The sequence below is a fragment of the Curtobacterium sp. PhB146 genome, from assembly GCF_004342995.1.
Lineage (GTDB): Bacteria > Actinomycetota > Actinomycetes > Actinomycetales > Microbacteriaceae > Curtobacterium.
Map to the genome: position 1 here is coordinate 108,588 of NZ_SMBN01000002.1, position 12,494 is coordinate 121,081.

Below are 12,494 nucleotides of genomic sequence, written 5' to 3' on the forward strand. Positions count from 1 at the left end.
TGAGCAGCAATGGTCGAGTCGCGCCAGAGGACTCGACCATTTCTGCTCACGAAGCGGGCGAGGCGGGCGTCACGAAGCGGGCGGCCCCGGCAGGTCCACCGTGAACGCCGTCCGACCGGGGCCGGAGGCCACCCGCACGCTCCCGCCGTGCGCCGACACCACGGCCTGCACGATCGCCAGCCCGAGGCCGCTCGTCCCCTGTCCCTGCGCACGGGTCCGCGAGGCCTCACCCCGGGTGAACCGGTCGAACAGGGTCGGCAGGGCGTCGGCCGGGATCGGCGGCCCGTCGTTGGCCACGACGAGGCGAGCGGCCGCACCAGCACCGGACGGTCCCACCCGCTGCAGCGACACCACCACCGCGGTCCCGGTCGGGGTGTGCGTCCGGGCGTTCGCGAGCAGGTTCGTCACGACGCGGCGCAGCTGCTCCGCGTCACCCGTCACGGTCAGCGGGTGGTCGTCGACGATCTGCAGGGTCCACCGGTGCCCGGGAGCGGTGGCGCGGGCGTCCATCGTCGCCTCGACCACGATCGAGGTCAGGTCGACGGGTTCGCGCACGATCGGGGACACCGGAGCCCCGGACGCCAGGGCCGTCGCGTCGAGCCGCGCGAGCAGCAGGAGCTCCTCGACGAGGTCGCCCATCCGCACGGCCTCCCGGCCGATCCGGTCGACGTTCCGGTGGATCGCGTCGAGGTCCGACGAGCGCGCGGTCAGCTCGGCGTAGGCCCGGACGGTCGCGATCGGCGTCCGCAGCTCGTGCGAGGCGTCGGCGACGAATGTCCGCATGCCGGCCTCGGCGTCGCGGCGCACCGTGAGCGCCCGGGCGACGTGCCCGAGCAGCCGGTTCAGTGCGGTGCCGACCTGCCCGACCTCGCGGTTCGCGGTGAGGTCGGCGTCGGCGACCCGCACCGGGATGTCGGTGTCGCCGCGTTCGAGGTCGAGGTCGGTCACCCCGGAGGCGACCGCGGCGACGCGTTCGAGCGGTCGGAGGGACCGCCGCACGAGCAGTGCGAGGGCCCACGCTGCGACGACGAGGCCCAGCACCGTGACGATCCCGATGACGAGCAACAGGCGGGCGATGGCGGCGTTCAGGTCGCCGAGGGGGAGTGCGGTGACGAACACGTCGCCGTCGTCCCCGACCGCCTGCACCCGGTAGGTGCCGAGCGAGCCGAGGTCGATCGTCGCGGGGGCGGCGCCGCTGTCGACCGCGGTGAGCGTCCGCCGTTGTGCCGACGAGAGCCCGTGCTGGTCGCCGTCGCTGTCGGTGTACCCGCCGAGCACCACGGTGCCGTCGCGGACGATCGCGACGACGGTGCCGGCGGACTGCCCCGGCGCCCCGATGAAGGCGTTGTCCGGATCCGGACGGTCCGACGACGATCCCGACGACGATCCCGACGACGATCCCGACGACGACCCGGGCGGCGGGCCGGTGGGTGCGTCCGCGCCGTCCCGGCCGCCGACGGTCCGGTTCGCCGCTGTCGACAGCTCCGCGTCGAGGCGGTCGACCAGGTACCCCCGGAACGCGACGACGGTCACCGCTCCGACGACGACGTTCGTCGCGACGAGCAGGAGCGCGACGGCAGCCACGACCCGCCACCGCAACGACGGCACCCGTCCGGCGCGGGTCGGACGGGCCCGGATCGCCTTCGTCGATCGGCTCACGTCGTCGGCCGCAAGACGTACCCTGCCCCGCGCACGGTCTGCAGCATCGGCTCGCGTCCGGCGTCGAGCTTCTTCCGCAGGTACGACACGTACATGTCGACCAGGTTCGACGACGACCCGAAGTCCATGCCCCAGACGCCCGCGAGCAGCTGTTCCCGCGAGAGCACCCGGTTGGCGTTCCGCGCCAGGTGCCGCAGCAGCTCGTACTCGGTCGGTGTGAGCTCGATCGGTTCGCCGGCACGGCTGACGGCGCGGGCGTCCTCGTCGAGGCGGAGGTCACCGACCACCACCTCGGCGCTCCCGCCCACCGCTGCGACCCGAGCGGAGGTCCGTGCGAGGATCCGCGCCCGGACGAGCAGCTCGTCGATGCCGAAGGGCTTCGTCAGGTAGTCGTCCCCGCCGCCGGTGAGTCCGGCGAGCCGGTCCTCGGGGGCGTCGCGCGCGGTGAGGAAGAGCACACGGACGGCGTCGCGGGAGTCGCGGAGCCGCTCGAGCACCTCGAACCCGTCGATGTCCGGCAGCATCACGTCGAGGACGATGACGTCGGGTTGGAACTCCCGCGCGGCGAACAGGACGTCGCGTCCTCGGTGCACCGCCCGCACGGCCCAGCCGTCCCCCTCGAACGCGAGGGCGACGGCGTCGGCCAGGGCGTGCTCGTCGTCGACGACGAGGGCGCGGACGGGTGAGCCGTCGGTGCGCTGCAGCGGTTGGCCGGTCACGTCCGCGAGCCTATCCACCGCGCCCTCGTCGTCGATCACTTCGTGCTGCTCAGGTCGTAGACGGTCTGCCCGCCGACCGTCGTCGACTCGTAGTTCGCCGCGACCCACTCCTGGATCGCCGATGCGGTGGACGACCCGCCGCCCATGCCGCCGCCACCGGAGCCGGAGCCGGAGGAGACGTAGTACCCGATGTCCCCGTCGGCGACGTACGCCTTGAACTGCGCGAGCGTGGGTGCCGGGTCGCTCGACCAGCCACCGATCGCCATGACGGCGGTGTCGGTGTCGAGTTCGAGCTGCGCGGCCGACTGCGATCCGTTGACGGCGGCCGCCCACTTCGCGTCGGACGCCTCGAGCAGCTTCTGCAGTGCCGACGAGGTCGACGCACCTTCGCCACCGCCCCCGGTCTGGAGGCCCGTCCCCGACCCACCCTCGGAGGTCGCGTCGTCCGTGCCGTCCTGGCCACTGCCCGGTGCCGTGCCGGACGTGCCGTCCGGCATCTCCGGCGCCTCGCCGGACGCGCCCTCCGGCGGGGTCCCGCCGGGACCCTGCTGGGAGTCGGACGTGCTGTCGGAGCCGCCGTCGTCGGAGCCGGAGGTCGACCCACCCGGTCCGCCCGTGCCTCCCGGGAAGCCGCCGGTGCCGCCGCCCATCCCACCGGAGCTGCTGCCCGCCGGACCGACGCTCGGGATCGAACCGGAGTGCGCGACGGTCGTCGTGGCGAGGGCGTAGGCCGTGGTGCCGATGAGCCCGAACAGGGTGCCCGCGAGGACGCCGACCGTGACCAGCTTGCGGAGCGACGGGACACTGCCCATCACCACGAGCGCTGCGGACAGCAGCCCGCCGGCCAGCATCACCCAGCGGAGCCACGGCAGCCACGTCGGGTTCTCATTGAGGAGGCACCAGCCCCAGAAGGCGGTGATGCCGATCATCGCGGCCAGGCCGAGCCGGCCGACGAACCGCGCTCGTGCGTGCCAGAGCAGCGCGCCACCGGTGCCGACGAGCCCGGCGATCGCCGGTGCCAACGCGACCGTGTAGTACGGGTGGATCGTGCCGGACATGTACGAGAACACCAGGCCGGTGACCAGGAGCCAGCCGCCCCACAGGACGAGTCCGGCGCGGGCCGGGTCGGCCAGGTGACGGCGTCCGACGACGACCAGACCGACCACCAGTGCGATGAGCGCTGCGGGCAGGAGCCACGAGATCTCGAGCCCCATCTCGGACGAGAACAGCCGGTTCAGGCCCGTCGAGCCACCGAAGGAGCCACCCGCTGTGCCGCCGGTCATGCCACCGCCTCCGCCACCGTTGCCCGAGCCGCCGAAGATCCGACCGAGGCCGTTGTAGCCGAACACCAGGTCGAGGACGGTGTTGTTCGTCGAACCGCCGATGTACGGGCGGGACTCGGCCGGCCACAGCCACACGGCGACGATCCACCAACCGGCCGACACCACGAGGGACCCAGCGGCGATGAGCAGCCCGATGACGCGCTTGCCCCAGGTGGTGCGGGCGGCGAACAGGTAGACGAGGCCGAAGGCCGGCAGGACGAGCAGCCCCTGCAGCATCTTCGTCAGGAACGCGAAGCCGAGGGCGACCCCGGCGAGGGCGATCCACTTCCAGCTGCCCCGCGGCAGTGCCCGGACCGTGCAGTACGCGCCGACGGTCATCAGGAACACGAGCATCGCGTCCGGGTTGTCGAAGCGGAACATCAGGGCCGCCGCCGGCGTGGCCGCGACGACGAAGCCGGCGAGCAGGGCGCCCACGTTCGCGGTGGTGGTGCCGACGCGGGCGAGGGTGCGACGGACCGTGCCCCACACCAGCGCGACCGAGCCCACGGCCATGAGTGCCTGGGGGAGCAGCAGACTGAAGCTCGAGAAGCCGAACAGCCGGGCCGACAACACCATCACCCAGAGCGACGCCGGGGGTTTGTCGACCGTGATGAAGTTCGACGAGTCGAGGGAGCCGAAGAAGAACGCCTCCCACGACTTCGTGCCGGCCTGCACGGCGGCGGCGTAGAAGCTGTTGGCGTACCCCGAGACGCTCAGGTCCCAGAGGTACACCACGGCGGTCACGGCGAGGAGCGCCCAGAACGCCGGCCGGAGCCAGCGGGCGTCCTCGCGCTCGCCGAGGAACAGGCGGGCGAGCGGCTTGCGACGCCGATCCTGCGCGTCGGTCAGCGCGGGGCCCCTTCGATCGGTCACGGGTATCGGGTACGTGGTCATGTCGATGAGCATCCGGGGCGTTCCCCGAGCGCGGCACTGCGCCGGCTGTGCGCGGCCTAAGGATGCACGGTGCGAGGTTGGCTGACTCGGCGCCGGCCGGGCTGGCGGGGCTGGGGCGGCGCACGGTGCGGCGCCGGTCCCCGGTCGAGCAACCTCGCACGGGCCGAGCGAGCCCGCACCGTGCGCGGGTCAGGCGTACCGCTGCGCCGCGTGCAGGGCCGCCCCCGTGTACGACCCACCGAACAGGAACACGTGCAGCAGCAGCGGCGCGAGCTGGTGGAGCTCGACGCGCTCCTGCCAGCCGTCGGCGAGCCGCGACTCCCGGTCGTAGGCGGCGAGCACCGTCTCCAACCGAGGCAGCCCGAACAGTCCGAGCAGCGCCAGGTCGGTCTCGGCGTGCCCGCCGTGCGCGATCGGGTCGATGAGCACCGCGCCGGTCGGTTCGGACGCGTCCGTCGGCCAGAGCACGTTGCCGGCCCACAGGTCGCCGTGCAGCCGCGCGGGCCGGTCCCCGACGAGTGCGGGCTGCGGCGACCCGAGCGTGCCGTCCTGCACCCGGTCGGCGACCCGCTCGAACACGGCCGCCTGGGCGTGGTCGAACCCGCCGGCGTCGACGATTCGGCGGACGAAGTCGCGGATCCGGTACTCGGCGAAGAACGCGCCCCAGGTACTCGGTGCATGCGCTGCGTCGACGAACGGGGTGCGGGAGCGTCCCATCCGGAGCGCGGAACCCGTCGTCCAGCCGGCGGGCGGTGCGCCCCAGTGGTCGGCGCCGGCGGCGTGGGTGTGCGCGAGGGAGCGTCCGAAGCGCTCGGCCTGTGCGGCGGTGGGGGAGCCGTCAGTGATCAGCTCGAGGTCGAGCACGGTCGTGGCCGGCCGGTCCAGCACCCGCGCGATCCTGGTGCCGCCAGCGTCTTCGGCCTCGGCGAGCCAGCCGAGGCCGGCGGCTTCGGCTGCCGCTTCGTCCGGGGTGGTGAAGGTCTTCACGTGCGTCTCGGCCATCGGTCCATCCTGCCGAGGGGTCCCCGTCGTCCGTTCAGCGCACGGTCATCCGGCGAGGAACCGCAGATGTCGTTCCACCCGCCCGGCGAACGTCGGACAATCGGCGTCACGGAGCGCCCCGGGCAGGCTCTTCCGTGCGCCGCGGGGACGGCTGGACCAGTACCGCGCCTGCTCGCGCACGACGTCGCGCACGATCCACGGCGCCGAGTCGTCGACCAGGCTGAAGAACTCGTCACAGCGGTACACCTCGTACATCGCTGCATCCGTCGCGCGGAGACCACGGTCCTGCGTGAGGAGGACGTGCGCCCCGCAGGCGATCGCGGCGGCGTGCACGTGCCGGTCGTCGGGATCGGTTCCGTGGTACTCGACCGTGGCGTCGAAGTCGTCGACGAGCTCGTCGATCGAGTCGAGGATCGCTGCTCGCAGCCGGGAGACGGCCGACCCCGGCCTGTCGGGGTGCAGTCGGCGGAGGGTGTGCGTGGTCTCGGCCAGTACGTCCTCGGTCGTGTGGAGCTGGAACATGCCGTCCGTGTGGAGTCGGAGCAGGCACGTCCAGTCTCGCAACGTCCGGCTGCAGAAGACGTTCGCGTCGACGAAGACCCGCTGAAGCATCACATATCAAGCCTACCTTGACCGGGTGTCAGTCGAAGGCCTCACCGGACTCGAGCAGTTCGCGAGCTGCCGCAGCGCGGGTGACCCGTCGTGCGTCTCGGGCTGCGAGGACGTCCGCGCGCCGGAGCCGGTGGTGGGTCCCGACAGTGTGTGCAGCGATCTCACCTCGGCCGATGGCCTTCATCAAGGTGGGTCGGGAGATCCCGATGACGTCGGCGGCGACGGTCGTCGTCATCTCGTCGGGGAGGATGCTCGTCGACACGCCAGCCCCGTCGGCCATGCTGCGGACGAGGTTCGCGACGAAGCCTCCGAGTCGCTCCGGGAGCACGAGTTCCGTGCCGTCGTCGAGGTGGAGCTCGACGGTCGCGACCTGTCGATCGCCAGCGCGCTCGACGAGGTCGACGGCCTCGGCGCGAGCGACCTCGTCGACGCGGAGGGGCCGTGGCGTCGTGGTCTGGCGCATCGGGTCTCCGTCTCGCGTCCGTTGGTGGGCAACTGGCTCAACGGTACCGGGGTTGCACTTGCAAGTGCAACCCGTCAGACCGCGTCGACCAGCGCCCTCGCCAGCGGGTGCCACTCGCGCGACGACGGGCCGCTCAGCACCAGGGTCCGCTCGAGTCGCCGGGCCATCGGCACCATCACGAGGTCCGGCGGCAGCATCACCCGGCCGAGCGTCGGCACGATCGAGACGCCCTCGCCCCGTTCGATCATCCCGAACATGGTGCTCATCTCCCGCACGCGGTGGGCGTACCGGAAGGGGCGTCCGTCGAGCTCGTGCAGCTTCTGGATCTGGTACTCGCACCCGCCGCCGCCCGCGACCAGGCCGTCCTCGTGCAGGTCGTCGAGCGTGAGCGCGGGCAGCTCGGCGAGCGGGTGGTCGCGCCGGACGACGGCGGCCATCTCGTCCCGGGCGACGACGACGCCCCCGGCCGGCACCGGCGCGGGGTCGACGAGCACGGCAGCGTCCACGGTGCCGCTCTCGAGCCACTCGGGCATCTCGTCGTCGACGCCCTCGTAGACCTGCACGTCGACGTCGGGCAACGTCACCGCCCACAGCTCGCGGAGCCGCGGCAGCAGGCCCTGGCAGACGGTGGGGACGGCCGCGAGTCGCACGGTGCCGCGCGCTGTGGCGGGCCGGACCACTGCCTCCAGGGCGTCGACCGAGGCGAGCACGCTGCGGGCGTGGGCGAGCAGGCGGTCGCCCAGGGGTGTCGGGACGGCGACCGCACCGCGCCGGACGACCGGCCCGCCGACCTCGCGCTCGAGCCCGGCGACGGCGTGCGAGACGGCCGACTGGCCGACGCCGAGCACGGAGGCCGCGGACGTGAACGACCCGGCGTCGAGCGTGGCGACGAACGCACGGAGCTGGGGGACCGAGACGGTCATGCGTGCTCCTCATGTCGGCATGAACCCCATGCGTTTGCCGCATGGGCGTTGGTGGTTCGACACTAGGCCACATGAACGCCCTCCTCTACGGTCTCGTCGCCCTCACCTGGGGCTCGAGCTTCCTCTTCGCGAAGATCGGCCTCGACGGACTCGCACCGCAGCAGGTCGCCACCGTGCGGACCGTCCTGGGCGGCGTGACGCTCGTCGTGCTGCTGCTCGCGACCCGTCGACGCTGGCCGCGGGAGCCCCGCGTGTGGGCGCACCTGGCAGTCGTCGCGTTCTTCCTGAACGCCCTGCCGTCGTCGCTGATGGCGTGGGCCGAGCAGACCGTGCCGTCCGGGCTCGCGAGCATCTACAACGCGACGACCCCGATCATGACGCTGGCGGCGCTCGCGGTGCTCGTGCCCTCCGAGCGGCTGCGGGGCCGGCAGGTGGCCGGGATCGTGGTCGGCATCGTCGGCGTGCTGGTGCTCGTCGGTCCGTGGGACCTGCTCGGCGACCCGGCCGTCCTGGCGAGCGTCCCGGGGCAGGTGGCGTTGCTCGGCATGACCGCGTCCTACGGCATCGGCCTCGCTTACCTGCGCCGCGTGGCGGTGGGCAGCGCGTACGACCCGGTCACGATCGCGACGGTGCAGCTCACGCTGGCGTCGGGCATGCTCCTGCTGGTCGCGCCCGCCATCGCCACCGGCCCGGTACAGCTGGACGGGAGGATCGTGGCCGCGATGGTCGCGCTCGGTTGCGTCGGCACGGGGCTGGCCTACGCGTGGAACACGCGCCTGGTCCAGGCGTGGGGCGCCGGTCGGGCGTCGACGGTCACCTACCTGACGCCGGTGGTCGGCGTGGCGCTCGGCGTGCTCGTGCTCGGTGAGCGCGTGCGGTGGAACGAGCCGGTGGGCGGACTGGTCGTGCTGCTCGGCATCGCGCTGGCCTCGGGGGTGCTCGGCCGTCGGAGTCTGCGTCGCCCGGCACGCCCCGCCCGTACGCTGGCCGGGTGACTTCCGGCCAGGACCCCCACGTGGTGCGACTGCTGTTCGCCTCGTCCCACCCCGGCCCGACCGTCACGGTCACGGTGCTCGCCGCCGTCATCGCCGCGGCGGTCGGACACCCGGTGTGGCTCGTGGTCCTGGTCGCGCTGACGGTGGTCGCCGGCCAGCTGTCGATCGGCCTGGCGAACGACTGGATCGACGCCGACCGCGACCGTGCCGTCGGCCGGAGCGACAAGCCCGTCGCCCGCGGGCTCATCGCGGTCGAGACGGTCCGCACGGCGGCGTTCGTGACCGCCGGGGTCGCCGTGGTCCTCTCGCTGTTCCTCGGGCCCGTCGCCGCCGTCGCGCACCTGGTGCTCGTCGCCGCGGGGTGGGCCTACGACGCCGGGCTCAAGCGCACCGTATGGTCGGTCGTGCCGTTCGTCGTCGCGTTCGGGCTGCTGCCCGTGGTCGCGGTGTCCGCCGGTCCCGAGCAGCTGTGGCCGGCGTGGTGGGCGATCGCCACCGGCGCGGTGTTCGGCGTCGCGATCCACTGCACGAACGTCCTGCCCGACCTGGTCGACGACGCCGCCACCGGGGTCCGCGGGTTCCCGCACCGCCTCGGGCTCCGGGGAGCCGGGATCGTCGCGTTCGGGTCGCTCGTCGTCGCGGCCGGCCTGGTGCTCGGCGGACAGGTGCTCGGTGACGACCCGGTCCGCGGCGGCGGGGTCGTACTGGCCGTGGTCGGAGCGGTCGTCGTGCTGGCGCTCGCCGTGGTGGGGGTCCGGCTGGTGCTGGCGGGACGGGCGTCGCGGACCCTGTTCCGGCTCGTCATCGCGTCGTCCCTGGTGCTCGTCGTCGAGCTCGGTGTCGCCGGGGCGCGACTCGTCGCCTGACGCGAGCCGGCCGCGCGCCGACGCGAGCCGTCAGGCCCAGCGCATGGCGTAGAGCCGAGCCAGGCCGTGCGCGGTCGGCAGCGACAGGACCGTCCGGAGCAGCGCCTCCCGTCCGATGGTGGAGGCGGCACCGAGCGGACGACCGAGCCCCATGTTCGCCTCGGCCTGCCGGGCCGCACGGCGGGCGGCTGCCTGGCGGCGGGCGGCGTAGCCGGGCCACGGTCCGGCCACGCCGGTCCGGACCGCACCGGCGAGCAACGGCGCGAGCTCGGCCGCGTCGAGCCAGCCGAGGTTCATGCCCTGCCCGCCGATCGGGCTGATCTCGTGGGCGGCATCGCCGACGAGCACGACCCGGCCGACCCCGACGCGGTCGGCGACGCGGCGCCGCGCCCGGAAGCCGCTGAGCATCGTGCAGGAGGACGGATCCGGGACGACGCCGGTGCGTGCGGCGACGATCGCGGCCAGTCGTGCGGCCGTCTCCGGGTCGGGGGTCGCGCCGCTCGGGGCGAACGCCAGCGAGTCCGGCACCAGGGCGACGTACCGGCGCCGACTGTGCGGCAGGGGGAAGGACTCGACGACGCCTCCGGGGCCGACGTCCACCAGGGCCGCGGTCCGGGCGTCGGCGCCTTCGGGGTCGGCGAAGTCGCCCATCACGTAGCGGTCGGGGTAGTCGCGTCCGGTGGTGCCGATGCCGAGCAGGTCACGGACGATGCTCCGTGCGCCGTCGGCCCCGACGACGAACGCCGCTCGGACGGTGACCGGTGCGCCGTCTGGGCCGGAGCCGACCGCGTCGACGTGGTCACAGTGCCGGGACAGGGCGGTCACCGTCGTCCCGGTGCGCAGCGCTGCCCCATCGGCAGTGGCCAGCCGATCCCGCAGCAGGGACTCGGTGCGGTGCTGGTCGAGCGTCGCGACGTACGGGTGGGTGTCCGAGGCGCGGTCGAAGGTCAGCGTGCCGAGCGTCCGCCCGCGGCTCCGCGCGACGCCGGTGCGCACGAGAGTGGCCTCGGCGAGCACCGGGACGTCGAGCCCGATCGCGGCGAAGGCGTCGAGGGACGGCGGGTGGATGCCGATGGCGCGCGACCCCTCGGGTGGACCGGGGCGACGCTCCCACACCTGCACGGCGATGCCCTGCGCAGCCAGCAGCGCGGCGAGGAAGAGGCCGACGGGACCACCGCCGACGACGAGGACGTCGGTGCGCTCCGTGGTCACGGGCCGAGCCTACGGTCGGGCGTGCTCCGGGGCACTCAGCGAGCGGGGTGCACCAGCGTCGCCAGCGCGTCCAGCCGTTCGTGCACGATCGCAGCGAACGGACGCTCCTCACCCGGAGCGATCCACTGGGCGAAGGACAGGTGGAACACCGTCACGGCGGTCTCGGCGGCCATCGTCGCCGCTGGTTCGGGGACGCCGCGCTCGCGCATGACCTCGCCCAGGCGCGCCTTCAGGGTGGCGAGCTTGCCGAGCTCCCGTTCGCCGAGCGCTGCGTTCGCGTCGATGATCGTCTGCCGGGCCCGCGACCACGACCGGCGGTCCTCGGGGAAGAACCCGGCGGTGGCGTCGAGGGCGCGTCCGACCAGGTCGAAGGGCGCCGCGTCGGCCGGGGCGGCCGTGATCGGGTCGACGAACATCGCGAGGAAGTCGTCCTGGCCGGCGAACAGGACCTCGCGCTTGTCCGCGAAGTGCCGGAAGAAGGTGCGCTCGGTGACCTGGGCCTCGGCGGCGATCCGCGCGACCGTGGTGCCGTCGTAGCCCTCGGACGCGAAGAGCTGCAGCGCGACCGCCTGCAGTCGTTCACGCGTTCCGGGTTGCCAGCGAGCCATGTGGAGAGTCTACTGATCAGAACAACTTGATGACAGCGGCTGACATCGAGTGCTACGGTGATGTCAGTTCATGACATCACCGCCGTGGACGCCTGCGAAAGGACCACTCATGCACGTGTTCGTCACCGGGGCCTCCGGCTGGATCGGCTCCCACACCGTCGACGACCTGCTCGCCGCCGGACACACCGTCACCGGACTCGCCCGGTCCGACGCCTCGGCCGCAGCGCTCGACGCGAAGGGCGTCGACGTCGTCCGGGGCGACCTCGACGACCTGGACGCCATCCGCCGCGGCGCTTCCGAGGCCGAGGGCGTGCTGCACCTCGCCAACAAGCACGACTGGGCGAACGCCGCCGCCACCAATGCCAGCGAGCGGGCCGCCGTCGAGACCATCGGTGCAGCGCTCGTCGGCACCGACCGCCCGTTCGTCCTCGCATCGGGCGTCGCCGGGCTCGCCCAGGGCCGCCCCTCGACCGAAGGGGACGCCAACCCGTTCGTCGGCCCGGACAGCATGCGCGGCGGCAGCGAGAACCGCGGCTTCGACTTCGTCGGCCAGGGGGTACGCACGATCGCTGCCCGGTTCAGCCCCACCACGCACGGCACCGGTGACCACGGCTTCATCGCCGCGATCGTCGGCGCCGCCCGGCAGCGCGGCGTCTCCGGCTACGTCGGCGACGGCACCAACAGCTGGTCCGCCGTGCACGTCACCGACGCCGCCCGGCTCGTCCGCCTCGGTCTGGAGCAGGCGCCGGCCGGCACTCGGATGCACGCCGTCGCCGAGACCGCGATCCCGACCCGGGCGATCGCCGAGGCCATCGGCGAGGTCCTCGGGCTGCCGGTGACCTCGATCGACCCGGCGGACGCGGACGCGCACTTCGGGTTCATCGGCCGGTTCTTCGGCATGGAGATGTCCGCCACGTCCGACGCCACCCGCGAGCTCCTCGGGTGGGAGCCCACCGGCCCCGGACTGCTCGAGGACATCGCCGCCGGCGCCTACTCCGGCGTGCGGGTCGCGTAGGCGACCGGTCCCTGCGAGACTCCGAACGACGAGTTCGATGTCGCACGACGTCGACATGGTCGTTCCGAGTCGGCGCCAGCCCCACGCGCCCCGGCAACGGACGGGAGGCCCGTGGCGGCCCCGCCCCGCGCCTCCCGGCCGTCGCCGGTCCGAACCACGGCGCATGGTGAGCAGAAATGGTCGGGTTCAGTCACCGGACCCGAC

At 73.3% G+C, this 12,494-nt stretch carries 12 protein-coding genes; 3 read left to right on the forward strand and 9 right to left on the reverse strand.

What is annotated here, in order from left to right; all coding sequences use genetic code 11:
- Window positions 1-69: 69 nt before the first annotated feature.
- The 7 genes from EDF33_RS08890 to EDF33_RS08920 all read right to left on the reverse strand — a co-directional run bounded on the left by EDF33_RS08890 (window position 70) and on the right by EDF33_RS08920 (window position 7,594).
- On the reverse strand, window positions 70-1,659 hold the full coding sequence (locus EDF33_RS08890) for a HAMP domain-containing sensor histidine kinase (protein ID WP_207906663.1): 1,590 nt from the start codon (window positions 1,657-1,659) through the stop codon (window positions 70-72).
- On the reverse strand, window positions 1,656-2,378 hold the full coding sequence (locus tag EDF33_RS08895) for a response regulator transcription factor (RefSeq protein WP_131880413.1): 723 nt from the start codon (window positions 2,376-2,378) through the stop codon (window positions 1,656-1,658). Before EDF33_RS08895 ends, EDF33_RS08890 begins: the two co-directional genes overlap by 4 nt.
- A gap of 35 nt (window positions 2,379-2,413) precedes the next feature.
- On the reverse strand, window positions 2,414-4,594 hold the full coding sequence (locus EDF33_RS08900; RefSeq protein WP_243692414.1) for a glycosyltransferase family 39 protein: 2,181 nt from the start codon (window positions 4,592-4,594) through the stop codon (window positions 2,414-2,416).
- A 189-nt stretch (window positions 4,595-4,783) separates the two neighbouring features.
- Complete coding sequence (locus EDF33_RS08905; RefSeq protein WP_131880415.1) at window positions 4,784-5,596, reverse strand: fructosamine kinase family protein; 813 nt, start codon at window positions 5,594-5,596, stop codon at window positions 4,784-4,786.
- Between the two features lie 45 nt (window positions 5,597-5,641).
- A complete protein-coding gene (locus EDF33_RS08910; RefSeq protein ID WP_132099842.1) occupies window positions 5,642-6,208 on the reverse strand; it encodes a PIN domain-containing protein in 567 nt (188 codons plus the stop codon).
- Between the two features lie 28 nt (window positions 6,209-6,236).
- Entirely contained in the window at window positions 6,237-6,671 is a 435-nt protein-coding gene (locus EDF33_RS08915; protein ID WP_131921444.1) for an excisionase family DNA-binding protein, read from the reverse strand.
- Between the two features lie 74 nt (window positions 6,672-6,745).
- On the reverse strand, window positions 6,746-7,594 hold the full coding sequence (locus tag EDF33_RS08920) for a LysR family transcriptional regulator (RefSeq protein ID WP_132099843.1): 849 nt from the start codon (window positions 7,592-7,594) through the stop codon (window positions 6,746-6,748).
- Between the two features lie 71 nt (window positions 7,595-7,665).
- On the opposite strand from EDF33_RS08920, the gene EDF33_RS08925 reads away from it, so the two are divergent.
- Both EDF33_RS08925 and EDF33_RS08930 read left to right on the forward strand, forming a co-directional pair.
- Window positions 7,666-8,589, forward strand: coding sequence for a DMT family transporter (locus EDF33_RS08925; protein ID WP_111084731.1), 924 nt, complete (start codon window positions 7,666-7,668; stop codon window positions 8,587-8,589).
- Window positions 8,586-9,455 (forward strand): UbiA family prenyltransferase, encoded by an 870-nt coding sequence (locus tag EDF33_RS08930; RefSeq protein WP_243692415.1) that lies wholly within the window; start codon window positions 8,586-8,588, stop codon window positions 9,453-9,455. Before EDF33_RS08925 ends, EDF33_RS08930 begins: the two co-directional genes overlap by 4 nt.
- A gap of 30 nt (window positions 9,456-9,485) precedes the next feature.
- Here the strand turns inward: EDF33_RS08930 and EDF33_RS08935 are convergent, their stop codons facing one another.
- Together EDF33_RS08935 and EDF33_RS08940 are read right to left on the reverse strand one after the other, a co-directional pair.
- The gene (locus EDF33_RS08935; RefSeq protein ID WP_131880421.1) at window positions 9,486-10,667 is read right to left on the reverse strand and encodes an NAD(P)/FAD-dependent oxidoreductase; all 1,182 of its coding nucleotides are present in this window, start codon (window positions 10,665-10,667) and stop codon (window positions 9,486-9,488) included.
- Between the two features lie 35 nt (window positions 10,668-10,702).
- On the reverse strand, window positions 10,703-11,275 hold the full coding sequence (locus EDF33_RS08940) for a TetR/AcrR family transcriptional regulator (protein WP_132099844.1): 573 nt from the start codon (window positions 11,273-11,275) through the stop codon (window positions 10,703-10,705).
- Between the two features lie 109 nt (window positions 11,276-11,384).
- Between EDF33_RS08940 and EDF33_RS08945 the strand changes: the two genes are divergently transcribed.
- Window positions 11,385-12,290, forward strand: coding sequence for an SDR family oxidoreductase (locus EDF33_RS08945; RefSeq protein WP_131880425.1), 906 nt, complete (start codon window positions 11,385-11,387; stop codon window positions 12,288-12,290).
- Window positions 12,291-12,494: the final 204 nt, after the last annotated feature.

Coding starts and splice junctions, on each gene's coding strand:
- EDF33_RS08900 (WP_243692414.1), bottom strand. CDS start 4,594: ATGACCACGTACCCGATACCCGTGACCGATCGAAGGGGCCCCGCGCTG.
- EDF33_RS08905 (WP_131880415.1), bottom strand. CDS start 5,596: ATGGCCGAGACGCACGTGAAGACCTTCACCACCCCGGACGAAGCGGCA.
- EDF33_RS08910 (WP_132099842.1), bottom strand. CDS start 6,208: ATGCTTCAGCGGGTCTTCGTCGACGCGAACGTCTTCTGCAGCCGGACG.
- EDF33_RS08915 (WP_131921444.1), bottom strand. CDS start 6,671: ATGCGCCAGACCACGACGCCACGGCCCCTCCGCGTCGACGAGGTCGCT.
- EDF33_RS08920 (WP_132099843.1), bottom strand. CDS start 7,594: ATGACCGTCTCGGTCCCCCAGCTCCGTGCGTTCGTCGCCACGCTCGAC.
- EDF33_RS08925 (WP_111084731.1), top strand. CDS start 7,666: ATGAACGCCCTCCTCTACGGTCTCGTCGCCCTCACCTGGGGCTCGAGC.
- EDF33_RS08940 (WP_132099844.1), bottom strand. CDS start 11,275: ATGGCTCGCTGGCAACCCGGAACGCGTGAACGACTGCAGGCGGTCGCG.
- EDF33_RS08945 (WP_131880425.1), top strand. CDS start 11,385: ATGCACGTGTTCGTCACCGGGGCCTCCGGCTGGATCGGCTCCCACACC.